General features: G+C 64.3%; 20 protein-coding genes. 9 read left to right on the forward strand and 11 right to left on the reverse strand.

The window, feature by feature from the left end:
* From ACTIFE_RS19645 to ACTIFE_RS19655, 3 genes are all read right to left on the reverse strand, one after another.
* Nucleotides 1–623, reverse strand: a 623-nt coding sequence (locus ACTIFE_RS19645; RefSeq protein WP_439530835.1) for a nucleotide sugar dehydrogenase, incomplete at its 3' end; no start/stop codon positions are given.
* A gap of 186 nt (nucleotides 624–809) precedes the next feature.
* Nucleotides 810–2,975, reverse strand: a complete 2,166-nt coding sequence (locus tag ACTIFE_RS19650) for a DUF294 nucleotidyltransferase-like domain-containing protein (protein WP_439530836.1) — start codon at nucleotides 2,973–2,975, stop codon at nucleotides 810–812.
* Nucleotides 2,972–3,574: an esterase gene (locus ACTIFE_RS19655; RefSeq protein ID WP_439530837.1), complete on the reverse strand. Its 603-nt coding sequence runs from the start codon at nucleotides 3,572–3,574 to the stop codon at nucleotides 2,972–2,974. The genes ACTIFE_RS19650 and ACTIFE_RS19655 overlap by 4 nt, the downstream gene beginning before the upstream one ends.
* A 276-nt stretch (nucleotides 3,575–3,850) precedes the next feature.
* Here ACTIFE_RS19655 and ACTIFE_RS19660 point away from each other — a divergent pair, with 276 nt between their 5' ends.
* The 3 genes from ACTIFE_RS19660 to ACTIFE_RS19670 all read left to right on the forward strand — a co-directional run bounded on the left by ACTIFE_RS19660 (nucleotide 3,851) and on the right by ACTIFE_RS19670 (nucleotide 6,460).
* Entirely contained in the window at nucleotides 3,851–4,123 is a 273-nt protein-coding gene (locus ACTIFE_RS19660) for a DUF4212 domain-containing protein (protein WP_439530838.1), read from the forward strand.
* Between the two features lie 11 nt (nucleotides 4,124–4,134).
* Nucleotides 4,135–5,985, forward strand: a complete 1,851-nt coding sequence (locus ACTIFE_RS19665) for a sodium:solute symporter family protein (protein ID WP_439530839.1) — start codon at nucleotides 4,135–4,137, stop codon at nucleotides 5,983–5,985.
* A 76-nt stretch (nucleotides 5,986–6,061) separates the two neighbouring features.
* Complete coding sequence (locus tag ACTIFE_RS19670) at nucleotides 6,062–6,460, forward strand: hypothetical protein (RefSeq protein WP_439530840.1); 399 nt, start codon at nucleotides 6,062–6,064, stop codon at nucleotides 6,458–6,460.
* A 10-nt stretch (nucleotides 6,461–6,470) separates the two neighbouring features.
* On the opposite strand, the gene ACTIFE_RS19675 is transcribed toward ACTIFE_RS19670, so the two are convergent.
* The 3 genes from ACTIFE_RS19675 to ACTIFE_RS19685 are packed head-to-tail and all read right to left on the reverse strand — an operon-like array spanning nucleotide 6,471 to nucleotide 9,693.
* Complete coding sequence (locus tag ACTIFE_RS19675) at nucleotides 6,471–7,586, reverse strand: ABC transporter substrate-binding protein (protein WP_439530841.1); 1,116 nt, start codon at nucleotides 7,584–7,586, stop codon at nucleotides 6,471–6,473.
* On the reverse strand, nucleotides 7,583–9,031 hold the full coding sequence (locus tag ACTIFE_RS19680) for a sensor histidine kinase N-terminal domain-containing protein (RefSeq protein ID WP_439530842.1): 1,449 nt from the start codon (nucleotides 9,029–9,031) through the stop codon (nucleotides 7,583–7,585). The genes ACTIFE_RS19675 and ACTIFE_RS19680 overlap by 4 nt, the downstream gene beginning before the upstream one ends.
* The gene (locus ACTIFE_RS19685) at nucleotides 9,028–9,693 is read right to left on the reverse strand and encodes a response regulator (protein ID WP_439530843.1); all 666 of its coding nucleotides are present in this window, start codon (nucleotides 9,691–9,693) and stop codon (nucleotides 9,028–9,030) included. Before ACTIFE_RS19685 ends, ACTIFE_RS19680 begins: the two co-directional genes overlap by 4 nt.
* Nucleotides 9,694–9,814: 121 nt before the next feature.
* Between ACTIFE_RS19685 and ACTIFE_RS19690 the strand changes: the two genes are divergently transcribed.
* The 6 genes from ACTIFE_RS19690 to ACTIFE_RS19715 all read left to right on the forward strand — a co-directional run bounded on the left by ACTIFE_RS19690 (nucleotide 9,815) and on the right by ACTIFE_RS19715 (nucleotide 15,583).
* Nucleotides 9,815–10,780, forward strand: a complete 966-nt coding sequence (locus tag ACTIFE_RS19690; protein WP_439530844.1) for a Bug family tripartite tricarboxylate transporter substrate binding protein — start codon at nucleotides 9,815–9,817, stop codon at nucleotides 10,778–10,780.
* On the forward strand, nucleotides 10,780–11,220 hold the full coding sequence (locus tag ACTIFE_RS19695) for a tripartite tricarboxylate transporter TctB family protein (protein ID WP_439530845.1): 441 nt from the start codon (nucleotides 10,780–10,782) through the stop codon (nucleotides 11,218–11,220). The genes ACTIFE_RS19690 and ACTIFE_RS19695 overlap by 1 nt, the downstream gene beginning before the upstream one ends.
* A gap of 9 nt (nucleotides 11,221–11,229) precedes the next feature.
* Complete coding sequence (locus tag ACTIFE_RS19700) at nucleotides 11,230–12,774, forward strand: tripartite tricarboxylate transporter permease (RefSeq protein WP_439530846.1); 1,545 nt, start codon at nucleotides 11,230–11,232, stop codon at nucleotides 12,772–12,774.
* 113 nt (nucleotides 12,775–12,887) lie between these two features.
* On the forward strand, nucleotides 12,888–14,261 hold the full coding sequence (locus ACTIFE_RS19705; protein WP_439530847.1) for an acyclic terpene utilization AtuA family protein: 1,374 nt from the start codon (nucleotides 12,888–12,890) through the stop codon (nucleotides 14,259–14,261).
* On the forward strand, nucleotides 14,245–14,550 hold the full coding sequence (locus ACTIFE_RS19710; RefSeq protein WP_439530848.1) for a DUF4387 family protein: 306 nt from the start codon (nucleotides 14,245–14,247) through the stop codon (nucleotides 14,548–14,550). Before ACTIFE_RS19705 ends, ACTIFE_RS19710 begins: the two co-directional genes overlap by 17 nt.
* Nucleotides 14,543–15,583: an AbrB family transcriptional regulator gene (locus ACTIFE_RS19715; protein ID WP_439530849.1), complete on the forward strand. Its 1,041-nt coding sequence runs from the start codon at nucleotides 14,543–14,545 to the stop codon at nucleotides 15,581–15,583. The genes ACTIFE_RS19710 and ACTIFE_RS19715 overlap by 8 nt, the downstream gene beginning before the upstream one ends.
* A 196-nt stretch (nucleotides 15,584–15,779) precedes the next feature.
* On the opposite strand, the gene ACTIFE_RS19720 is transcribed toward ACTIFE_RS19715, so the two are convergent.
* The 5 genes from ACTIFE_RS19720 to ACTIFE_RS19740 all read right to left on the reverse strand — a co-directional run bounded on the left by ACTIFE_RS19720 (nucleotide 15,780) and on the right by ACTIFE_RS19740 (nucleotide 22,925).
* On the reverse strand, nucleotides 15,780–17,462 hold the full coding sequence (locus tag ACTIFE_RS19720) for a methyl-accepting chemotaxis protein (protein ID WP_439530850.1): 1,683 nt from the start codon (nucleotides 17,460–17,462) through the stop codon (nucleotides 15,780–15,782).
* Between the two features lie 250 nt (nucleotides 17,463–17,712).
* Entirely contained in the window at nucleotides 17,713–19,308 is a 1,596-nt protein-coding gene (locus ACTIFE_RS19725; RefSeq protein ID WP_439530851.1) for a dipeptide ABC transporter ATP-binding protein, read from the reverse strand.
* Nucleotides 19,305–20,150: an ABC transporter permease gene (locus tag ACTIFE_RS19730; protein WP_439530852.1), complete on the reverse strand. Its 846-nt coding sequence runs from the start codon at nucleotides 20,148–20,150 to the stop codon at nucleotides 19,305–19,307. Before ACTIFE_RS19730 ends, ACTIFE_RS19725 begins: the two co-directional genes overlap by 4 nt.
* Nucleotides 20,147–21,118: an ABC transporter permease gene (locus tag ACTIFE_RS19735; protein WP_439530853.1), complete on the reverse strand. Its 972-nt coding sequence runs from the start codon at nucleotides 21,116–21,118 to the stop codon at nucleotides 20,147–20,149. The genes ACTIFE_RS19730 and ACTIFE_RS19735 overlap by 4 nt, the downstream gene beginning before the upstream one ends.
* A 172-nt stretch (nucleotides 21,119–21,290) precedes the next feature.
* Nucleotides 21,291–22,925, reverse strand: coding sequence for an ABC transporter substrate-binding protein (locus ACTIFE_RS19740; RefSeq protein ID WP_439530854.1), 1,635 nt, complete (start codon nucleotides 22,923–22,925; stop codon nucleotides 21,291–21,293).
* Nucleotides 22,926–23,130: the final 205 nt, after the last annotated feature.

Consider the following 23,130-nt stretch of genomic DNA (forward strand, 5'->3'; position numbering starts at 1 on the left):
TATTTGATCAGCTCCGACGTGCGCCTTGCGGTGAAGAGCAGGGGGGCCTGGTTGAGATAGAGCGGGCGGTAGACCTCGGTCATCGGCTCGCGGGCGCGCTCGTCCTCGATGCCGATGACGATGCGGTCCGGGCGCTTGAAGTCGCCGATGGCCGCGCCTTCGCGCAGGAACTCCGGGTTGGAGACGACGACCACATCGGCATCCGGGTTGGTGTCGCGGATGATGCGCTCGACCTCGTCGCCGGTGCCGACCGGCACGGTCGACTTGGTGACGACGACGGTGAAGCCCTCGACGGCGGCGGCGATCTCGCGGGCGCAGCCATAGACATAGGACAGGTCCGCATGGCCATCGCCGCGCCGCGACGGGGTGCCGACGGCGATGAACACCACATCGGCGTCACCGACGGGGCCGGAAAGATCGGTGGTGAAGGACAGGCGCCCGGCCTTGACGTTGGTGGCGACCAGCTGGTCGAGACCCGGCTCGAAGATCGGGATTTCGCCGCGCTTCAGCGCCTCGATCTTGTCGACGGCCTTGTCGACACAGGTCACTTCATGGCCGAAATCCGCAAGGCAGGCGCCAGAAACCAGGCCCACATAGCCGGAGCCGATCATCGCAATCTTCATGTCAAAATCCTGAACGCTGGACCGGGGCACCGGGTGGTCGGAAGGGCTACGTAGGGCCGGTCGGCCCTGTCGCCCGCACCCGCGTGGCCGGTCGCAAACGGCATGACCGGGTAGCCCGGCTGAAACCGACACGGTGTTAGCCGGGATTCATGTCGGTTTCAATTCGGCGCTGACACGGATGCGATGTCAGATGCCTTGCAGGATGTCCCGCAGCATATGGGACATCAGGTCGATGCGGCCGAGGGCCTCGCGCAGTTCGTCCTGGTCGCGGTGGCTCAGCCGGTTGACCTCCACCCTGTTGGTTGGCGGAATGCCCGCCTGAAGATCAGCGATCTGCTGCGTCAGGATGAGGCGGATCAGGAAGCCATGGATATTGGCGAGAAGATCGGCATCGGTCTCAGACCGGTGCGCGGCGCTTGCCGCGGCCACAAGGCGGCGCGGGGTTGCCAGATCAGTAATGCCATAGCGCAGAGCTATGGTGCGGGCACCCGCAACAAGCGGCAGAAGGCCGCCAGCCTTCAGGTCGACCCGGCCCTGATCATCCTTGCGGATGCGGCCGAACAGGCCCAGCGGCGGGCCATGGCTGGCGGCGGTTTCACCGAGCGCCCGCAGCATGCCAAGAGATCCGCGCGCGGTGTCCATGGCGTGGACACGCAGGGCTTCCGCGAGGCGGGCACCACCACTGCCGGACACATGCGCCGGGGTGAAATCATAGAAAATGTCGACATTGAGCAGCGCCTGGGGGGAAGGGTGGCTGGCCCAGTCTGCCAATTGACCTTCCCACTCCGCCAGCCTGCGCCGCCAGGGCCGGTTGCGGGCCATGACGCCGCCGGAGCATAAAGGAATGCCGGCGCGGTCCAGGATCTCGTTGATCCGGGCGGCAAACCGCGTGAACCAGTCGTCGGCGCTGTCGAGATCACCGGGGTAGGAATCATCGATCACCAGCGCATTGTCCTGGTCTGCCGCCAGCATGCTTTCGCCGCGTCCACCCGAGCCGAGGACGAGAAGGGCATAGTCGGCGGGGGCTGGACCGGCGCCAGCGGCAAGCAGCTCTGCTTCGGCCAGTTCGGCCGCACGTGCCGTCATGGCCTTGCCTTCCGCCGCGATGATGGCGCAGACGCTGCGTGCATCCTGGCCGTCGTCCAGCAAGCCGCTGGCCAGCGCGGGCAGGGCGGACTGGACCTTGGCCAAATCGCGCGGGCGGGTTGCGGCGGCGATTTCGTCGCCGACGGTCAGGGTTGCCAGAGCCCGTTCGCGCAAGAGTGTGCGCAGGGTAAAGACGCCCGTGACGCGGCCGCCGCCATCGGTGACGCCGAGATAGCGCAGGTTGCGCCGGGCCATCAGGCCGAGGGCACGGTAGAGGAACGTGTCGGCCGGCGCTGAAATGACGGGCGCGCTCATCAAGCTGCCGATAAGAATGTCCGGAGCACCGGCCCCGGAACGGGCCAGCGCATGGAGGACATCACGCTCGGTCAGGATGCCCGGGTCCTCGCCGTCCCGGTCGATGATCAGGCAGCCAATGCCCCGTTCGGCCATGAGGGAAGCTGCGGCCGACAGCTGCGCGGACTGCGGCAGGCTGATTGGCGGACTGCTCATGACATCCGACAGGCGGTTGCGATAGAGATAGCTGTCGATGGCCTTGCGGGCGCCGCTGCGCAACACCGCCTGGGCGAAATCGCGCTTGTCCTTCGGCCGATTGAACCACCCGGCTTCCTCCTGGCGGGCGATCAGTCCGGCGGGCTTGCGGCAGAGGTTCTCAGCTTCCGCCAGGGTGCGGATGCCTTTTGAGATCAGGCGCGGCTGCAGGCCGACATAGACTTCGGCGGTGGCGATGGCGTCGCCAAGCGCCGTGTGGCGGCCCTTGATGTCGATGCCGAGGCTGAGGGCGAGACTGTCAAGCGAGGTGTCAACCAGGGCCGGATCGAGCCCGGCAACCATCAGGGCCACGTCGAGGGCGAGCGGGTCCTTCCAGTTTGTCCCGGTGCGTTCCGCCTCGTGGCGCAGGATCGCCAGGTCGAAATGGATCGAATGCCCCACCACCACGGCGCCGCCGATGAAGGCGGCCAGTTCCGGCAGGATCTCGGCAATCGTTCTCTGGCCGGTGACATCGGCATCACCGAGCCCGTGAATGCGCTGCGCCACTGCCGGGATCGGCATCTGTGGATCGACCAGCACATTAAAGACCTCGCTGGCCAGGATCTCCCGCCCATACATGCGCACGGCCCCGATCTGGACAATTCGGTCCTTGCGGATGTCGAGGCCGGTGGTCTCGGTGTCGAGGACCACGACATCAAGCGCGATCAGCGGTGTCAGGCCGCCAAGCGCCGGGGCAGAGAGCGGGATCCGCTTCAAGCTGCAACGTCCATCTTTTCAGAGAGCTCGCGGGCAAAGCCGACAAGGTCGAGCCGCTTGCGCAAGGTCGCCTGATAGTCGATGAAGCGGAAGGCAACGTTGTTCAGAACCATCATCTTGTCGGCCTCGCGAACATCATCAGTGATGGGCGCGTGGTCCAATAGCCGCAGGGCTGTGGCGGTACAGATGGCATCCGGTTTCAGCGGCGCCCGTTCCATGAACACCGGCAACCGTGCCTCGAATTCGGCGATGGCATCGTCCCAGCCGCGATCCTTGCGGTGCTCGGGCATCTCTTCAGCAGCCAGGACATCCCGATAGAGCTGCAGCAATCCGGCGGCCCGGATGCGTGGATCGTCGGGAAGGTTCTCCCGCATTTCGGTTTCCATGATCAGGATCAGATCCTGCGCTGCAACAGCAAACCCCTCCCATTTGCAGATCTGCAGGGCAAATCCGAATCCCTCGTCCTTGAACAGTTTCGGTCCGGCGAGCAAAGTGCGGGCGCGCAAGTAGGAGTAGCTGGAGCCCTGGGCGAGGAAGGCTGCACCTGCACGGATCGTTTCTACTGCGGAAGTCCAGTCGGAACGGCGCCGTTTCGGCATGATAGATCCAATGAAGTCAAGCACTTGCTTCCGCTCCCTTAGGACATTGCCTTGTTTTGGCTGCCCGATTAGTCTTTAGGATAACTTCCCTTATGCAGTTTGAAGGGAATATTCTAATCCCGCAAGTATCTCGGCAACGCAATATATTTTATGTTGCTGTGCGAAGCAGGGACATCCGTGTTTTGCCGGTTCATGAATATTGCGGGGAGGCAGGAGACGGCGCGCCAGGTAAGGGGGTGCGGCGGGTCCAGCGGCCGAGGTGCTCCAACGGGAGGAATGACCTTGACCGACAAACTGCCACCGGAAGTTGCGGAGGCGCACTGGCGTAAGACGAGTAGTCTGATGTGGACTACGCTTGCTGTCTGGGCTGTGTTCAGCTTCTTCATCCATATGTTCGTCACGTCGCTGAATGGCGTCGTCATCCTGGGCTTCCCGCTCGGCTACTACATGGCCGCGCAGGGCTCGCTAATCATCTTCGTCGTGCTGATCTTCTGGTTCTCGAGCCGGCAGAACGCCATTGATGAAGAATTCGGCGTAGCCGAAGACTGAGGGGATCCCAGATGGCAATGAGTATGAAAGGGGACTTCACTGACAACCTCGGCAAGATCTATACGGTCTATGTTGGCGGGTTTGCAGTGTTTGTCGTTCTTATGGCGATCTTCGAGATGCTGGGCGTCCCGGATCGTATCATCATGTGGGCCTACATGGCTGCGACCATCGGCATCTATGCCTTCATCGGCATCATGTCGCGCACCGCGCAGGTCTCCGAATATTACGTCGCCGGCCGCTCGGTTCCGGCGATCTACAATGGCATGGCGACCGGTGCGGACTGGATGTCCGGTGCCAGCTTCGTCGGCATGGCGGGCACGCTGTTCGCACTGGGCTATGACGGCCTCGCCTTCGTGCTGGGCTGGACGGGCGGCTACGTGCTGGTAGCAGTGCTCCTGGCACCGTATCTGCGCAAGTTTGGCGCCTACACGGTTCCGGATTTCCTCGGCACCCGCTACGGCGGCAACACGGCGCGCCTGGTGGGCATCATCGTGCTGTTCGCCTGCTCCTTCACCTACATCACCGCACAGGTCTATGCCTCGGGCATCATTGCCTCGCAGTTCCTCGGTATCGATTTCGGTATCGCGGTCTTCGCCGGTCTTGCAGGCATTCTCGTTTGCTCGATGCTGGGTGGCATGAAGGCCGTGACCTGGACGCAGGTGGCACAGTACATCGTTCTGATCGTCGCCTATCTGCTTCCGGCGATCTGGATGTCGACCGTGACCTTCGGCATTCCGCTGCCGCAGCTCACCTATGGCGGCGCCCTGTCGAAGATCGCCGAGTACGAGCAGGTTCTGGGCATTGCGAAGTCTTATGTCGCACCGTTCCAGACCTACACGCCGCTCGACTTCTTCTCGCTGATCTTCTGTCTGATGGTCGGCACGGCTTCGCTTCCGCACATCCTCATGCGTTTCTTCACGACCCCGACGGTTCGTGAGGCCCGCAAGTCGGTGGGCTGGTCGCTGCTGTTCATCTTCCTGCTGTATTTCACGGCCCCGGCCTATGCAGCCTTCTCGAAGATGAACCTGATGGGCCTGTTCGCAGGCGCGGAAGGCAACCTGCTCGCCTTCTCGGCAATCCCGCAATGGATGCTCGACTGGGGCTCCATCGCTGGCCATCAGCTGGTGACGATCTGCGGCGTCAAGGCCGAGACGATCGAAGCCATTACGGCTGCGTGTGAGGCCAAGGGTCTTGCCGGTGGCTTCCCCTACGCCGAACTGCGGCTCAACAACGACATGATCGTGCTGTCGACCCCGTCGATCGCCGGTATGCCGATCTGGGTTGTCGGTCTCGTCGGTGCGGGTGGCTTTGCGGCTGCGCTGTCGACCGCTGACGGGCTGTTGCTCGCCATCGCCAATGCCCTGTCGCATGACGTCTATTACCGCATGATCGATCCGAAGGCCGACGCCAAGCGCCGCCTGATGATCTCGAAGATCCTGCTGGTCGTCGTCGCTCTTGCGGCTGCGTTCCTTGCCCGCACCAAGCCGTCCGACATCCTGTCGATGGTGGCCTGGGCCTTCTCCATCGCCGCTGCGGGTCTGTTCGCGCCGCTGGTAATGGGTGTCTGGTGGAAGCGTGCAACGAACATGGGTGGCATCATGGGCATGATCGCCGGCTTCGGCATCACCATGTACTACCTGATTGGCAACGTGTACGGCTTCGACTTCGTCAAGGGTACGGGCGACGAGATCTCGTGGTTCGGCGTCAAGGCGATCTCGGCCGGCATCTTCGGCGTTCCGGTTGCCTTCCTCGTCACCTATGTGGTGTCGCTGGTGACCCCGGCTCCAAGCCAGGAGATGCAGGACTTCGTCGACCGCCTGCGGCTGCCGAAAGGTGGCACGATGATGGTCGCCGGGCACTGAGTTTGCCGCTATAGATCGGGCGCAGGATCTTCATGGTCCTGCGCCCGTCGCTTTTTTAACTCCAAGGGAATTTCAGATGCAGCAGGGGTCGGCCATTACTGGCATCTTCATTCTGGCCGGGACCTATGTCATGGCCATCGTCACGTTCCTGCTTGGCGGAATGCCGGCGGAAGTGGCGGTCCTGCTCGGCGGGACCTATGCCTTGACCGCCATCGCCGCGTTTCTGTTTTCGCGCGGTGTGCTGGAATTCGTTGTCGGTTCCGACCGGAACATCACCTTCTTCGTCGTGCTGCGTAAAGTGACTGATCCACTGCTTGCGCTGGTCGCGCCAATAACGCCTGGCTTTCTTATGCCTTTTGCCATGGCGCTTTACGGGGCTTTCCTGTTCTTCTTTCTGAAGGTGTTCCTGTTCGGCGACGCCTTCCTCGAAGTTCCGCCGCTGTTCATCATCATCTATCTGATGCTGATGTCGTAAGCCGTCCTGCTCAGGGTTGATCCATCGCGGCCTGCCATTCGTCCAGAAAACCCTGGCGCGTCAGGTTGTCGAGTTGGGCCAGCAGTCCTGGATCGAGCCGGATTGGCCGCAGATGCGGCTTCTCCGCATAGACGCGCGGATCGATCAGCGGCAGGCCGGCAGCCTCCAGCACCAGGGACTGACCAACGGGTGACAGGAGATAGGCGAGAAAGGCCCCGCCTTCCGCCGGCCGTTGGGCTTCCTGCGGGATCAGCGCCGTGCGCAGCAGAGTGACTGTGAAATCCTCAGGTTCCACGAGGATGATCTTGTCGCGGTAAAGGTCATCCTTGCGGCTGTAGCTGCCCAGGACATTGTAGGCCAGCAGCAGTTCGCCGTTCAGCATCGCCTCGATCATGTTGACCGAACAACAGTAGAGCCTGGCGTCAAGGCGGCCCATGACTTCGGCAAGGCGCCAGAACGTCTCGCTGAGCCTTGCGTCCTGGGTGGCGAAAAGATAGCCGGCGCCTGAGATCTTGGGGTCATAGGTGCCGATGCGGCCGCGAAAGCGTTCCGCGTTGTCGCGCAGCAGGGCAATCACATCGCGCCGGCTGCGCGGCACCGGTAGTCCGCCGTCAAGCGCGTCGCGGGCAATCAGCAGCACCGCCGGCTCCTGCGCCACCGCCACCAGCGTGTCCCGCCATCTGGCCCAGGCCGGACGCCCGGACAGAATGCCATCGGGCAGCGGTCTGGCGCGGCCATCATTGGCAAGTTTCATCTGCAGGTCCATGGCCGATGAAATTACCACGTCGAAGGGCGCCTTTTCCCGGTCAATCGCGTTGAATACCTCCTGGCTTGAAGCCATGACATAGGCGACGGATATATCCGGCCGAGCCGCAATGAAGCCGTCGAGGACAGGGGCGAAGACGGCGATATCCGTGGTCGACAGCACCCGGATGCGGATCGTGGCATCCGGTTTGCCAAACAGGCGTTCGGCCTCGATCTCGAAGGCGCGGGTGGGCGACCCGGGCAAACACGCCGAAACCAGCAGCAGCACCAGGAGGATGAACCGCCGGACAGGGCGGCAGCGGGCGATCTGACGCAGATAGGGCACGCGCCGTGCCGGGGCCAGGCCGGGAGAGTGGGTCATGGCATGTCCTGTGCATTCGGGGCGGCTGGTCCTGGCGGTGTATCCGATGGGCGATCTTCGCTCTGGGCAAGGGGCAGGACCAGGGTTGCTGCCGCGCCTCCGGATGGCCGGGCCTCAAGGCTGAAGCTGCCGCCCATGGCCTCGACGGCTTCGGCAACGATTGTCAGGCCGAGCCCGGAGCCGACCACGTCCTCCACATTGCTGCCCCGCTGAAAGCGGATGCGCAGATCGTCGGCAATTGCCCCGTCCAATCCGCGGCCCTGATCCAGGCAGCGGAACGTGGCCGTGTCCGTGGTGACCGAAAGGGTAATGTGGATGTCGGCTTCGTCGGATGAATATTTGATCGCATTGTCGATCAGGTTGCGCAGGGCGGCTTCCATCAGCACCGCGTCGCCGGAGACCACCAGGGGACCGGCCGGCTTGTCGAGGTGGAGCCGGATGTCCTTGAGATCCGCCGTGGTGCGGTAGCGATCCACGAGGCCGCGCGCCAACTGGCCAAGGTCGACCCGGGCGAAGGCCTGTTGCTCGGCGCGATAGAGGACGGTGGCGTGGTCCAGCAACTGTCCAGCCGAACGGGAGCCTTCATCGACAGTGCGCAGCAGGCGGCGCAGGCGCTGGCGCATCGGCTCGTCTTTGGCAAGGCGCAGCGCGAGTTCGACTTCACTGCGCAAGGTGGCCAAGGGAGTGCGGATGTGATGCGCAGCCTCGGCGATGAAGGTCTCGGTCTGGGCGAGGGTGGACTTGAGCCGGGCGATGAAACTGTTGAGAGCGCCGATCAGCGGCGCCAGTTCTTCCGGCACGGGATGGCGCACAGGTCGGAGATCGCGCGGGCCGCGCCGTGCCATAGCCTCTGCCAATCGGTCAAGCGGGCGCAGCAGGCTGGTGGCGGCGACGAGGCTGGCCGGAATTGCCAACAGGAACACGAGAAGACCCAGCACGGCGGCGCGGTTGGCCAACTGCTGGGCGATGACACGCTGGCCCTCGCGCGTCTGGCCGACAATCACCAGCGCGGTGACGGGCAGGCCGTCGATGATGAGGCTGCGCGAGACAGCAGCCAGACGCAGGTCCGCCTCCCGGTAGCTGCGTGAATAGAACACCGGCGCGACGGCGGTCGGGGTGTCGCGGGGCAGGGGCAGGTCGGCGTATCCGGTCAGCGTCGTCTCGCCGATCAGGATCCGGTAGAAAACCCGTTCCTCACCCATGGCGGCCAGCATCGAGAAGGTTTCTGGCGGCAGGCTGACCCGTGCGCCGCTTTCGCCGCTGCGCAAGTCATCGGCAATGGAGGCGGTGGCAACGCCGAGGACAGCGTCGAGGGTGGCCTCCGAAGCGGTCTCGGCGCTGAAGCGGACAGCGACAAACAGGATGACAGCGAGAATGCCGGCGATAGCCAGCAGGCGGATCACCAGCCGGCGGCGCAGGGACGGGGCGACACGGGCCGTTGTCATGTCTCGCTCAGCCGGTAGCCGAGGCCGCGCATCGTGTCGATACGCAGGCGGCTGCCGGCCAGCTTCTTGCGCAGGCGGCCGACATAGACCTCGATGGCGTTGTCGCTGACCGGTTCGGAGAAGGAGAACAATCGGTCGCAGAGGTGATCCTTGGACAGGATCCGCCCCGGCGCCCCGAGGAAAACCTCCAGCAAGCGCAGTTCCCGGCTGCGCAGTTCCCGGGTCTCGCCGTTGACCTCGATGGTGCCAGCGAGCGGATCGAAGGTAACGTCCGCATGGCGGTGACGGGTGTCGGCAACGCCGCCGCGACGGCGTAGGATGGCGCGGCAGCGGGCTTCCAGCTCGGCATAGTCGAAAGGCTTGGTAATGTAATCATCCGCGCCCATGTCCAGCGTGCCAACCCTGTCGCTGATGGCGGCGCGGGCGGTCATGACGATCACCGGCGTGGTGTTGCCGGCCTCGCGCTGGCTCGTCAGGAAGACGCGGCCATCGCCGTCGGGCAGCATGATGTCGAGCAGCACCAGGTCATAGGCCGCTGCCTGCTGGAACTCGCGAGCCTGGGCCAAAGTCTGAGCAAGATCAACGGCATGACCTTCCAGCATCAGGCGTTCCTGAACGGAACGGCCGAGGTCTTCGTGGTCTTCGATCAGAAGAAAGCGCAAGGTCCTACCCGTTGTTAAAGCCTGTGACAGGTTTGTGTCAGGTTTCCCGCAAATGAATGGCGGACGCAAGGGGCTGAGGAGCCCGTGCGCCATATCCATTCCCCAGGGAGGAGAACCAGGGATGAAAACGACTTTCAAGGCGTTCGCGCTTGGCGCGGCGCTTGTCGCAGGCCTGTCCGCCAGCGCATCGGCAACCGAATGCATCGCGCCGGCAAACCCGGGCGGCGGCTGGGATTTCACCTGCCGTCAGGTTGGCCAGATCATGCATGAGATCGGCGTCGTGCCGAATCCGGTGCAGGTGACCAACATGGCCGGCGCCGGTGGCGGCGTTGCCTATGGCCATGTCGTTGGTGAGCGTGGGTCCGATGCGGATGTGATCATCGCGGCTTCGTCCGCCACCACCACCCGTCTGGCCCAGAACGCGTTTTCCGGCATGACGGCGGATCAGGTCCGCTGGCTGGGGACGCTTGGCGGCGATCCGGGCGTGATCGTTGTCGCCAAGGACAGCCCCTACAAGTCGCTCGCCGAACTGGTGGATGCCGTGAAGGCCAATCCGAGCAAGGTGGCCTTTGCCGGCGGCTCGGCGGTGGGTGGCTTCGACCACCTCAAGGTCCTGATGCTGATGGACCGTGCCGGCTTCACCGAGGCCCGCGCGATCAAGTACATCGGCGTTGACGGCGGCGCTGATGCGATCACCCAGACGGTTGGCGGCTTCACGGCGGCCATGACCGGCGACATCTCGGAAATCAGCGGCTTCATCAAGTCGGGCGATGTCCGGGCGGTTGCGGTTCTGGCCGATGAACGCGTTGCAGCTTTCCCGGACATTCCGACGGCCAAGGAACAGGGCATCGACATGGTCGCCGTCAATTGGCGCGGCTTCTATGTCCCGAAGGATATTTCCGATGCTGACTTTGCCAAATGGTCGGATGGCCTGAAGAAGGTCGCTGAATCGGCACAGTGGCAGAAGGTGATGACCGACAACGGCCTGGCACCCTACACGCTGATCGGCGACGACTTCGAAAAGTGGGTCGGCGAGAACATTGCCGAAATCCAGACCATTTCTCGCGAGATCGGGATCATCAAATAATGCGTGGCGACCGGATCTTTGGTCTGGTCATGATCTTTGCGGCGCTGGGGTATCTCCTCAGCGCCGCGGGCATCGAGACCAGCTTTCTCTCCGACCCGATCGGTCCGAGGGTGTTTCCCTACATCATTGGCGGCGTGATCCTGGTTTCGGCGGTTGCCATGCTGCTGCAGCCGGATCCGGATGCGGACTGGCCCCGTTCGGCGATGCTGGCAAAGCTGGCCCTGACGCTGGCGGTGCTGATCCTTTATGCCATGTCCGTGCGACCGCTCGGCTTCATCGTGCCGACCATGATCGCCGCCGGTCTGCTGAGCTACCAGATTTCGCCGCGCCCCCTACCGGCGGCCCTGACCGGCATCGGTCTTGGCGTCGGCCTGTTCGTTGTCTTCAAATATGCCCTCGGCCTCGGCCTCGTAGCGCTGCCGCGCGCCCTGATGGGCTAAGGAGACCTCATGGATATCCTGTCGAATCTTGCGCTTGGGTTTTCCATTGCGCTGACACCGACGACGCTGTTCCTGGCGATTGTCGGCTGTTTCCTCGGAACCATCATCGGAGCCCTGCCGGGGCTTGGGCCGTCGAATGGCGTCGCCCTGATGATCCCGATCTCCTTCACGCTTGGGCTTGACGCCATGTCGGCGCTAGTCCTGCTGACGGCTGTCTACTATGGCTGCATGTATGGCGGGCGCATCTCGTCGATCCTGCTCAACATTCCCGGCGACGAGCCGGCGATGATGACGACGCTCGACGGCTACCCGATGGCCAAGCAGGGCCGGGCAGGGGACGCGCTGGCCATCTCGGCGGTTGCCTCCTTTGTCGGCGCGTTCCTGGCGACCGTCGGCCTCGCCCTCATGGCACCGCTGCTGGCCCGCGTCGCCTACCAGTTCGGACCGGCGGAGTACTTCGCCCTCTACATGCTGGCGTTCTGTACCCTCGGTGGCCTCGGCTCGAACAACCAGGCGAAGGCGGCCATGGCGGCCGCGCTAGGGCTCGCGCTGGCCATGGTCGGGCTCGACCAGACCACCGGCATGCCGCGCTTCACCTTCGGCAACATGCATCTGTTCGACGGCATCGACTTCCTGGTCGCGATTGTCGGCCTGTTCGCGGTCGCGGAAGTGTTCTTCTTCATCGAGAGCCACGGCAAGAACAGCGCCATCGGCGTCAAGCTCGGCAAGTTGACGATGCCGTGGAAGGACCTCGTTGCCACGCGCTGGACAATGTTGCGCGCCACGCTCATCGGCTTCATTGCCGGTGTGCTGCCCGGCGCCGGCGCGTCGCTCGGATCGTTCCTCGCCTATGCCGGCGAGAAAGCCATTGCCAAGGACAAGGACACGTTCGGCAAGGGCAATCCGCGCGGCGTGGCCGCTCCCGAGGCTGGCAACAATGCGGCCGCCGGCGGCGCGCTGATCCCGATGCTGACCTTGGGCGTTCCAGGCTCTGGTACGACCGCCGTGCTGCTGGCGCTGTTGCTGACGCTCAACATCACGCCGGGTCCGCTGCTCTTCACCGAGCGGCCGGAAATCGTCTGGGGTCTGATCGCATCGCTGTTCATCGCCAACATCGTCCTGCTGGTCATGAATATTCCGATGGTGCGGGTGTTCGTCTATATCCTGTCGGTGCCGGGCTATATCCTGCTGCCGGGGATCACCATGATCGCCTTCGTCGGCATCTTCTCGCTCACCGGTTCGTCCTTCGACATGCTGATGATGGTCGCCTTCGGCGTGCTCGGCTATGTGCTGCGCAAGCTCGACATCCCGACCGTGCCGGTGATCCTTGGCATCCTGCTGGGCAATCACATGGAAGACAGCCTGCGGCGGGCGATGGTGCTGTCGGATGGGGACTGGACCTATCTGTTCTCTTCAGGCATCTCGATCGGGCTGTGGACGGCAGCCGTGCTTGGCTTTGTCGCTCCGATGTTCCTGCGGCACTTGCTGAAAAAGCCAAAGACGCCGGCTTTTGCTGCCGAGCACATGGCGGATCACATCGCCGACAAGGACTGACACCAGCCCTTCTGGTCTGCGGATCCGGGGCTGGCCCCGGATCCGTCCTTGTGTCAAACCGGTTGTCTCACCCTTCGCTGGCGGGGCCAGCCGTACCTTCGGGGACAAATTTCATGCCCACACGCGTTCTGGTGCCCTCCGGGGTGCTTGGCCTTGGCTTCGACCGACAGGCGCTCCAGCGCGGTGTTGCCAACCGGCCTGACATTATCTGCATCGACGGTGGCTCGACCGACAGCGGTCCGTTCTCGCTGGGCGCCGGCGTTTCCAAATACTCCCGCGCGGCGACAAAGTCCGAGTGGCGCGACCTGATGCGCGCCCGGGCGGAGGCCGGCGTGCCGCTGGTGATCGGCACGGCTGGCACCTGCGGCGCGGATGCCACCGTGGACTGGATGTATGACATCACGCTGGAACTGGCCGAGGAATTGGGCCAGAGCCTCAAGATCGCGCGGCTTTACTCCAGCCAGCCGGCGGAGCGGGTGATCGCGGCGCTGGCGACCGGACGGATCCGGCCGCTGGACCCGGCCCCGCCCATCTCGGCCGAGAAGATCGCCGGCCTTGCCAATATCGTTGCCCTGGCCGGTGCCGAACAGGTTCAGGCGGCGCTGGCAACGGGGGCTGATATCGTCATTGCCGGCCGGACGACGGACACGGCCACCATCTCAGCGCTGCCGCTCCTGCGCGGCGACCATCCGGGCGGGGCCTGGCATGGGGCAAAGATCGCCGAATGCGGCGCGCTCTGCTCCACTTATCCGACGTCGGGGGTCATCCAGGTCGACTTTGATGCGGACGGTTTCACGGTCGAGCCGCTGGCCGAAACCGCCGCCTGCACGCCGCATTCCGTGTCGGCACATATGCTCTATGAGAATTCCGATCCCTATCAGCTCTATGAACCGGGCGGCTATCTCGACGTGCGCGGGGCACGCTACAGCGCGCTTGACGAACGGCGGGTGCGGGTCGAGGGCTCGCGCTGGGTCAAGGGCACCTATACGGTGAAGCTCGAAGGGGCGCGTGTCTCCGGCTACCAGACGACGATCCTCGCGATCCTGCGCAACGAGCGTTACGTCAAGGGCGCGAGGGCCTGGGTCGAGCGCCTGTCGGCTTTCCTCGAAGGCGAGATCCGCAGCCGCATGGGACTTGAGCCGGGCGAGGCCTATACGCTGGAATTCCGCCTGATCGGCGTTGATGGCGCGCTGGGATCGCAGGAGAACCGGGTTGGCGATCCGGTCGAAGTCGGGGTGCTGGGGATCGTGACAGCGTCCAGCCAGGCGGAAGCGGCCGAGATCGGCAAGCTGATCAATCCCTTCGTGCTGCATTATCCGCTGACTGACCATGAGGAACTGCCGACTTTCGCGTTCCCCTATTCGCCGGCCCAATCCGACCGGGGCGCGCTCTACGAATTCGCCCTTAATCATGTGATGGAACTGGACGACCCGATGTCGGCCTTCCGCCTTGTCGTTACGGAGGTTGCCCATGGCCCGGCTCGGTGATGTGGTGCTGAAGGTCCGCTCGAAGAACGCTGGCCCCTTCTGGGTCACCGTTGATGTGTTCTGCGGATCGCCCGAGGTCTATGCCAAGGTTGTGCCGGCGCTGGCGACAGGCGAGGTTGCCGCGCTTTACCGTGTCGAACCGCAGCATCTGAAGCGGTTCGACATCGAGGACCTTTCGGTCATCAAATTCTCACTGCCGCGTCCCGTGGTGCAGGGCAGCCGCGACGACCGCGACATGCACGGGGCTCAGTGGGCGGTGCTGCTGGAAGAGGCGGACGTCCGTGTCTGATCTCGTCAAGGCGCGGGTGACGACATTTGCGGTGGCCGGGATCGGTGCGCTTGTCTTCATCCTTGCCGGCCTGCCGCTGCCCCTGTTGCTGGGTCCGCTGATGGCCTGTCTGGTGGCGGCGCTGTTCGGGGCCAGAATGGCGACGGCCGGCACCTTCGGTACCTTCATGCGCACCTTCCTGGGTGTCGCCGTCGGCGCCTCGATCACGCCGGATATTGTCAGTGAACTACCGGCGATGGCCGGATCGCTGGTGTTCGTGCCGCTGTTCATCGCGGTGATCGCCGTGATCGGCTATCCGCTGTTCCGCTTCGGCTTCAAGATGAACCACCCGACGGCGTGGTATGCGGCCATGCCCGGCGGCTTGCAGGACATGCTGGTGTTCGGCGAAGAGGCGGGCGGCGATGTCCGGGCCCTGTCGCTGATCCATGCGACCCGTGTCCTGGTGGTGGTGACCGCAGCGCCCATCCTGATGACGCTTGTCTGGAATGCCGATCTGACCGCAGCGCCGGGCCGTCCCTTGCTGGAGGCGGACCCCATGCAGCTTGCCCTAATGCTGGTTTGCGGCGTTGGCGGCTGGAAGATTGCCGAGCGGGTCGGCTTGTTCGGCGCGTCCATCCTCGGCCCCATGATCCTGACGGCGATCTTCTCGCTGTCCGGCCTGATCACCGAGCGGCCACCGGCAGAGATCATCTGGGCGGTGCAGTTCTTCATCGGTATCGCGGTGGGAGCGAAATACACCGGCATCACCTTGCGCGAACTGAAGGTCGACGTGCTTGCCGGCTTTGTCTATGCGCTGATCCTGGCGGGGATCAGTCTGGTGTTCATCGAACTGATCTATCTGACCGGAACAGCGCCGGCGATTGATGCGTTTCTGGCTTTCCTGCCGGGCGGGCAGGCGGAGATGGTGGTGATTGCGATCATGGCCGGCGGCAATCTCACCTATGTGATCTGCCATCACCTGCTGCGCATCGTTCTCGTCATTCTGCTCGCACCGGTGGTTGATCGCTTGTTCCGGCGGTGCGGGGGAGGGTGAGGCGGTGTTCCACATGGGGGGCAGGCCAGTGCACGCCCTTGGGTATTGTGAAAACGATCCGCTGCTGAGGTCATCCCCGCCTTGTGTTGGGTATGTTCCCTGCGATCAAAAGGGCGTGGTGGTAGCTGAGGTGGTGGACACCAGAACGAAAACGGGCGCCAAGGGGCGCCCGCTTTTGTTTTGAGAGTGCGTCGCGTCAGGCGGCGCGGATGGTCGACAGGAAGCGGTTCAGTTCCTGGTTGAGACGTTCCGACTGGCTGGCGAGTTCGCCGGAGAAGCCGAGCACTTCGTTGGAGACGGCGCTGGCCTCGCCGGCGGCGCGGGTGACCGTGGTGATGGCTTGCGACACCTCGGCGGTGCCGGTCGAGGCTTGTTGCACGTTCCGGGCGATCTCCTGCGTTGCGGCGGCCTGTTCCTCCACGGCTGCGGCGACTGCGGCGCTGATCTGGTTCATCTTGCGGATCGATTCCGCGATGGCGTTGATCGCGGACGCGGAGTCTGTTGTCGAGGCCTGGATCGAGGAGATCTGGGCCGCGATTTCCGTCGTCGCGCGGGCCGTCTGTTCGGCCAGCTGTTTGACTTCGGAGGCAACGACCGCAAAACCGCGACCGGCTTCGCCTGCACGGGCGGCCTCGATGGTGGCGTTGAGGGCGAGAAGGTTGGTCTGGCTGGCGATGCCGTTGATCAGTTCGACAATGTCACCGATCTTCTGGGCGGCGTTGGACAGGCCATGCACCTTGCTGGCCGCCTCGTCGGCATCCTTCACGGCGACGGCCGACATGCGGTTGGACTGGTCGACCTGACCGGCGATTTCGCGCACCGAGGCGGTGAGTTCTTCGGTGGCCGCTGCCACGGTCTGGACGTTGGCCGAGGCCTGTTCCGAAGCGGCGGCGACGGTGGTGGACTGCTGCGAGGTTTCCTGCGCGCTGCCGGACATGACGCGGGCGGAGGCATCCAGGCGGGTGGCGGCAGCCGACACCGAACGGATGATGCCGCCGACAGCCTGCTCGAACTCCTGGGCGAGCCGGGCCATCATCTGGCGCTGGACGGCTTCGTTCTCGGCCTTCTGGGCTTCGCGTTCCGCCGTCAGGCGGTCCTTCTCAAGACCGGCATCGCGGAAGATGGCCGCGGCGCGGGCCAGTGCTCCAACTTCGTCGCGGCGCTCGCCGCCCTCGATGGCAGCACTGTAATTGCCATGGGCGAGGGCTTCGAGCGTCCCGACGATGCGGCGGATCGGGCCGGCAACGCCGACCTGGCTGACATAAAGGCCAAGGGCAAGGCCGAGAACGATCACCAGACCGGCCGTCATCAGCATGGTGGTGACGGCGCCGAGTGCGGTGGTGGCGGCCGTTTCACGCTGGGTGGCCATCATCTCGGCGGAGTAGGTGGAATAGACCTTCACGGCGTCGGTGACGGACTTCTGCCCGTCCAGCGCGGTGCCCAGAGCCGCCTTGATGGCTTCAGCATTGGCAGCATCCTTGGCAGCAACGTCTACCATCGCGGTGATGGAGCGGAAGTAACTGTCGAGCGCTGAGCGGATGCCGGTGAGCTGCTGGCGCTGCTGCGCATCTGCGACCCTTTCGAGGATCGGCAGGCGGCCCAGCATTTCCTTGGCGCGGCGGTCGGCTTCGCTGCGGAAGTCGGCGGCTTTTTCCGGAGCGAGGGCCAGCTGGTAGGTCATGCGGCTGATGGCGATGATGTCGACGCGCAGGTCCATCGCCTCACGCGCCGCTTCCTCGGATTTGCCGACCTCGGTGAAGCTGCTGGTCAGACCGGTGATCTCGCTCCAGGCAACGGCGGCAAGCCCCGTGGCGCAAAGGCCCATCAGGATCAGGACGGCCAGCATTTTCTGGACGATCGGAATGTGTTTCAGCGCCATGACACTACCTTCTGAAAACAAGGGCCTGCAATCACAGGTCTATGCCCAAAGATAAGGCGTTATGCTTACTCAAGATTTAATTGCAGGTACTGCGGGCGAATATTTGTTGGAACACAAGGGACTAAGTCGGGAAATACGCAGAGTGTTGAGCTCGCAAGGTAAATTTCGTCTGACTTATACTTAACCTGCAAATAGTGACAGTGGTGCGGAATATGATTGCTGCTGCGCCCGAGGCGGGATGTCCGAGGGGTCAGATGCTTCCACGCCCTGGAGCCGCGTCAAGCAGGCTTCGGGTGTAGGCATCCTTCGGTGCCAGCAGAACAGCCTCGGCCGGGCCTTTCTCGACGATGCGCCCCTTGTGCATGACGACGATCTCGTCGCTGATTTGGGCGGCGACACGCAGGTCATGGGTGATGAACAGGATGCCGAGATTCAGCTTCTCCTGCAGCGACTTCAGGAGCTCCAGCACCTGGGCCTGCACCGAGACATCGAGCGCTGACACGCTTTCGTCGGCAATCAGCACCTCCGGGTGCATAGCCAACGCCCGGGCAATGCCGACCCGCTGGCGCTGGCCACCGGAAAAGGCGGCCGGGCGGCGGTGATAGGCGGCCTTCTGCAGGCCAACGAGTTCAAGCAGATCCTCAGCGCGCCGCGTCGCCTCAGCCCGGCTGGCGCCGGACAGGATTGCCGCGCGGGAAATCATCTCGCCAACGGTCCGCCTTGGATTGAGCGAGCCGACCGGGTCCTGGAACACCATCTGGATCAGGCGCCGCTTCTGGCGCAGGGCGCCGCCTTTCAGCGCGAGGAAGGGCGTGCCGGTGACGGCAATGGCGCCGCCGGTCGGGTCGATGAGACGGATCGCGGCCTTGGCGAGTGTCGACTTGCCCGAGCCGCTTTCGCCGACGATGGACACGACTTCGCCCCGGCGCAGGGTGAGGGAAATGTCGCTGAGGGCTTTCGTGCGGCCGTAGTGGTGTTCGAGTTTGTTGATCTCCATCACCGGCTCGGCTGCGCGGGCGGCGCGCGGGGCTCGCGGCGTCAGGCTGGGAACGGCGGCGATCAGCGCGCGGGTATACTCGTGCGCGGGCTGCTTCAGGACTTGCTCTGCATCACCGATCTCGACGATCTCGCCGCCGCGCATGACGGCAATCCGGTCGGCAATGTCGGAAACGACGCCAAAATCATGTGTAATGAAAAGAATGCCGTGGCCGTGACTGTCCTTCAGCTCGCGGATCAGCTTCAGCACCTGCGCCTGGGTGGTGACATCGAGCGCCGTGGTCGGCTCGTCGGCGATGAGCACCTTCGGATCAAGGGCGAGCGCCATGGCGATGACGACGCGCTGGCACTGGCCGCCGGAAAGTTCGTGGGGGTAGGAGGCGAGGATCCGATCCGGGTCGGGCAGATGCATGGCCTCGACAAGCGCGCGGGTGCGGGCCTTGCGCTCGGCGGCGTGCAGATCGGTGTGCAGGATGAACATTTCCTCGACCTGCTCGGCCACGGTGAGGGCTGGGTTGAGCGAAGCCATGGGTTCCTGGAAGATCATGGCGATGTCGCGGCCGCGAATCCGTCGCAAGGCGCGTTCATTGCGTCGGGCGAGATCCTGATCGCCGAGCAGGATGCGGCCGCTTTCGATGGTCAGGCCCTTCGGTACGGCGCCCATGAGCGCAGCCGACAGCACCGACTTGCCCGAACCGCTTTCGCCGACGACGCAGAGGATCTCACGCGGGTACAGCTCGAGGCTCGCGCCCTTCACTGCGTGACGGCGGTCGGCACCGCGTGGCAGGGCGATTGTGAGTCCGTCGACGGTCAGGATCGGCAGAGCAGAGGGGGAGGTCTGTGTCGTCATGCGCCGCGCCCCTTGGCTTCGGAGAGTTCCTTGAGGCCGTCAGCCAGAAAGCTGAGGCCCAGCATCAGCGAGGAAATGGCAATGCAGGGGAAGACCACGAGATGGGGGAAGGCGATGGCCAATGCCTTGCCCTCATTGACCATGGTGCCCCAGTCCGGCGTCGGGGGTGGCAGGCCGAGGCCGAGGAAGCCGAGCGTGCCGATGGTGATGGCGGTGTAGCCGAGGCGCAGGCAGAAATCGACGGCAAGCGGCCCGGTGGCATTGGGCAGGATGTCGACCAGCATGATGCGCAGCGACCCTTCCCCTTGCGTGCGGGCGACCTGGACGAAATCGCGGGTGGCGATGTCGATGGTGAGCGCGCGCACGATCCGGAAGATGGCCGGCGCGCTGGAGAAGACTACCGCCAGGATGATGTTCAGCGGCGAGGCACCGATCACCACGATGATGACGATGTAGAGCACCAGCACGGGGAAGGAGAGCACCACATTGGCGAGGAACGACAGGGTGGCGTCAACGCGGCCGCGCAGGTAGCCGGCCGACAGGCCGAGCGCGATGCCGACCGCATAGGCGGAAACCGTGGCCAGTGTCGAATAGAGCACCACCGTCCGGGCGCCGTAGATCAAACGCGACAGGATATCGCGTCCAAGCATGTCGGTGCCGAGCCAGAGCGTTCCGCCGCCGGGGGCCGGCGTCAGCGGCTTGGCGAGTGGCAGGATCGTCTTCAGCGGATCAAAAGGCGCGAGCAGCGGGGCGAACAGCGCCAGCACCAGCCAGGTGAGGGTAACGGCGCCGCCGACCGCCACCAGCGGATGGGTGAGATAGGGGCGAACGAGACGGATCATGCGGCGTCTCCCTTGGCAGGCTTGGGCGCGCCCAGCAGGTTGACGCGCGGATTGAGGAGCCCGTAGGCGAGGTCCGACAGGATCTGGGTGGCAACGACCACCAGCACGGAGACCATCGCGCAGGCCTCGATCAGGTAGATGTCCGAGTTGATTGCGGCCTCGTAGAGCAAAGTCCCGAAGCCCTTGTAGGCATAGAACACCTCGACCACGATCACCCCGGACAGGAGCCAGGGCACCTGCAGCAGGATGACAGTGATCGGAGTGATCAGCGCGTTGCGCAGCGCATGGCGGAAGACAATGCGCGGCAGGCTCGCCCCCTTCAGCCGCGCCGTGCGGATGTAGGGCGTCGCCATCACCTCGGCCATCGAGGCGCGGGTGATGCGGGCGAGATAGCCGGTGGAATAGAGCGCCAGCACCAGCACCGGCAGCACCAGTTCCTTCAGCGAGAAGCCGCCGATCATGGTGCTGGCGCCGGGCAGGAGACCCAGCCAGAAGACGAAGACGAGCGACAGGAACACCGCGCTGGCGAAGTCCGGGATCGAAGTCGTGACAACGGACAGGATGGAGACAACACGGTCTGTCAACGAGCCAGGGCGCATGCCGGCGAGGACGCCGAGGCCGAGGCCGAAGGGCACGATCAGCGAGAGGGCTCCCAGCGCCAGCCAGGCGGTGGCGGCAAGCCGGTCGGGGATCAGCTCGGTGATCGGCGCGCGGTAATAGGTCGATATGCCCCAGTCGCCAGTGAGGAAGCCGCCGAGCCATTCCAGATAGCGCCAGAAAAAGGGCGCGTTGTAGCCATTGGCCTCGAGCCAGGCCGCGCGTTGCTCGGCGGTAGAGAACTGGCCGAGCACCTTCACCGCGACGTCATCCACATTGACCTCGAGGGCGAGGAAGACGAGCAGGGAGACCGCCAGCATGGTCGCCAGCGCCTGGCCGGCCTTGCGCAGGATGAACAGGATCAGGGGCATGGGATCTCCGTTGCGCGCGGGGCAAGCCGCGTGCGGTGAACTGTCAGTCGGAAATATCAGGCTATTGGCAGCCCTGCAGGGGCGCAAGTTTTGTCCCAGCACGCGCGTGTACAGGGTCGACCAGCCGGTAGCCCCTCCCCACAATTTGGGGGAGGGGAACCGATGCGGCAGATCAGGCCATGGCGAGCCAGACGCCGTCCATGCGGAAATAGTCCGCCGGATGCAGCACAAAGCCGCGCACGTTCTGGCCGGCGGCGCTGAAGCGGGCCGGCCAATAGGCCTGAACCATGACCGCCTGATCGCGCAGGATGGTCTGGGCCGTCTGCATGGCGGCCTTGCGGGCCTCCGGATCGACGGTGCCCATGGCCTTGTCGAGAGCGGCGTCGAAGGCCGGATCGGCAAAGTTGCTCTCGTTCCAGGCCGCGCCCGAGCGGTAGGCAAGGTCCAGGGTCATGGAGCCGAGCGGACGGTGCGCCCAGTAGGTGGCACCAAAGGGCACCTTGTCCCACACCGGCCAGTACTGGGCGGCGGGCAGCACGTTGAGCTTCAGGCGGATGCCGGCCTCAGCAAGGTTCTGCTGCAGCACCTGGGCGGTGTCCTGCTCCCAGCGGCCCTGCGTGTTGCCGAGGGTCAGCTCGATGTCGATGCCTTCGGGATAACCGGCTTCGGCCAAAAGGGCCTTGGCCTTGGCAACGTCACGGGCAACGGGCTCGAGCGGGAAGTGGTCCGGCTGGATCGGCGAGACGTGGTAGTTGCCGCCGAGCTGGCCTTCGCCGCGATAGACGACGTCCAGCATCTGCTTGTTGTCGGCGGCCAGTTGCACGGCCTGGCGGACGCGGATGTCGTCGAAGGGCTTGGCGTCGACCTGCATGCGCATGACCAGCGTGTGCGCGGCGCTGCCGGTCAGGATCTGGATGTTCGGCAGCGACTTCATCAGGTCATATTCGGCGATGGTCGCGCGGTAGATGAGGTCAACCTGGTTGCTGGCCAGCGCCGCCAGATGGGTGGCGATGTCGGTGCCCAGATCAATGTACTGGATCTCGTCCAGATGCGCCGGCGTGCCCCAGTAGTCGGCACGCTTGGCAAAGGTCGCTTGACGTCCGACCTCGAAGGAAACCAGCTTGAACGGACCGGTGCCGATCGGGTTGGCCGGCCAGTTGGCGCCGGACGTGTCGAAGTCGCGGTGCACGATGGCGCAGGTGTAGGAATAGAGCTGCTCCGGCAGCGAGGCGACGGCGCGCGACAGGGTGAAGCGGACCGAGTGCGGGCCGGTCTTTTCAACCAGCTTGATCGCCTCGAAGGCGGTCTTGTTGGAGGACTTGCTGTCCGGTGACGTCCAGCGCTGGATGTTGGCGATTACGTCTTCCGGCGTGAAGGCATCGCCATTCGACCACTTGGCACGCTCGTCCAGCTCGAAGTCCCAGACGGTGAGATCGGCCGACGGGGTCCAGCTCTTGGCCAGATACGGATGCACGATGTTGTCGGCATCGACGTAGGTCAGGTACTCGAGGCTGTTGCGGTAGAGGTTGGACGCCTCGATCCAGCTGGTCAGAGCCGGGTCGGTGATTTCCTGGATGGCGCAACCGAAACGCAGCTTGCCGCCGGCAACCGGGGTCTCGGCGCGGGCCGGGGCCGGAATGAAGCCGGCGAAGGCCGAAGCCGAAGCGGCGGTGACGCCGAGCCAGGTCATGGAGCGCAGGAAGCTGCGGCGGTCGATCCGGCCAGCAGTCAGCTTTTCACAGAGGCTCTCGACCTCAGGGTGGGCCGGCTTGCCGGACGTGGTTTCGATCTTGGTCTTGTTCGTCATTCGTTTTCCTCCCAGTCGGCATCGTCCACATGGCGCGATGCGTCGGCGGTCACGGGGCATCAGTTGCCTCGGCAATTCCTTAGCCGAGAATTATGTCAACTGCACCCACGCTCCCGCGTTTCCGGATCCTCCATCCGGATGTCCCGGCGTCTGGCGCCGAAACCGCAGTGCCCGTTTCCCGACAGACACTGCGTTATCCCTGTCG

The sequence above is a fragment of the Pannonibacter sp. genome (genome assembly GCF_051860505.1).
Lineage (GTDB): Bacteria > Pseudomonadota > Alphaproteobacteria > Rhizobiales > Stappiaceae > Pannonibacter.

What these genes read in the sequence shown, in the direction of transcription:
- ACTIFE_RS19655 (WP_439530837.1), bottom strand. Translation starts at nt 3,574, where the DNA reads ATGCCGAAACGGCGCCGTTCCGACTGGACTTCCGCAGTAGAAACGATC.
- ACTIFE_RS19660 (WP_439530838.1), top strand. Translation starts at nt 3,851, where the DNA reads ATGACCTTGACCGACAAACTGCCACCGGAAGTTGCGGAGGCGCACTGG.
- ACTIFE_RS19665 (WP_439530839.1), top strand. Translation starts at nt 4,135, where the DNA reads ATGGCAATGAGTATGAAAGGGGACTTCACTGACAACCTCGGCAAGATC.
- ACTIFE_RS19670 (WP_439530840.1), top strand. Translation starts at nt 6,062, where the DNA reads ATGCAGCAGGGGTCGGCCATTACTGGCATCTTCATTCTGGCCGGGACC.
- ACTIFE_RS19675 (WP_439530841.1), bottom strand. Translation starts at nt 7,586, where the DNA reads ATGACCCACTCTCCCGGCCTGGCCCCGGCACGGCGCGTGCCCTATCTG.
- ACTIFE_RS19680 (WP_439530842.1), bottom strand. Translation starts at nt 9,031, where the DNA reads ATGACAACGGCCCGTGTCGCCCCGTCCCTGCGCCGCCGGCTGGTGATC.
- ACTIFE_RS19690 (WP_439530844.1), top strand. Translation starts at nt 9,815, where the DNA reads ATGAAAACGACTTTCAAGGCGTTCGCGCTTGGCGCGGCGCTTGTCGCA.
- ACTIFE_RS19695 (WP_439530845.1), top strand. Translation starts at nt 10,780, where the DNA reads ATGCGTGGCGACCGGATCTTTGGTCTGGTCATGATCTTTGCGGCGCTG.
- ACTIFE_RS19700 (WP_439530846.1), top strand. Translation starts at nt 11,230, where the DNA reads ATGGATATCCTGTCGAATCTTGCGCTTGGGTTTTCCATTGCGCTGACA.
- ACTIFE_RS19705 (WP_439530847.1), top strand. Translation starts at nt 12,888, where the DNA reads ATGCCCACACGCGTTCTGGTGCCCTCCGGGGTGCTTGGCCTTGGCTTC.
- ACTIFE_RS19710 (WP_439530848.1), top strand. Translation starts at nt 14,245, where the DNA reads ATGGCCCGGCTCGGTGATGTGGTGCTGAAGGTCCGCTCGAAGAACGCT.
- ACTIFE_RS19720 (WP_439530850.1), bottom strand. Translation starts at nt 17,462, where the DNA reads ATGGCGCTGAAACACATTCCGATCGTCCAGAAAATGCTGGCCGTCCTG.
- ACTIFE_RS19725 (WP_439530851.1), bottom strand. Translation starts at nt 19,308, where the DNA reads ATGACGACACAGACCTCCCCCTCTGCTCTGCCGATCCTGACCGTCGAC.
- ACTIFE_RS19730 (WP_439530852.1), bottom strand. Translation starts at nt 20,150, where the DNA reads ATGATCCGTCTCGTTCGCCCCTATCTCACCCATCCGCTGGTGGCGGTC.
- ACTIFE_RS19735 (WP_439530853.1), bottom strand. Translation starts at nt 21,118, where the DNA reads ATGCCCCTGATCCTGTTCATCCTGCGCAAGGCCGGCCAGGCGCTGGCG.
- ACTIFE_RS19740 (WP_439530854.1), bottom strand. Translation starts at nt 22,925, where the DNA reads ATGACGAACAAGACCAAGATCGAAACCACGTCCGGCAAGCCGGCCCAC.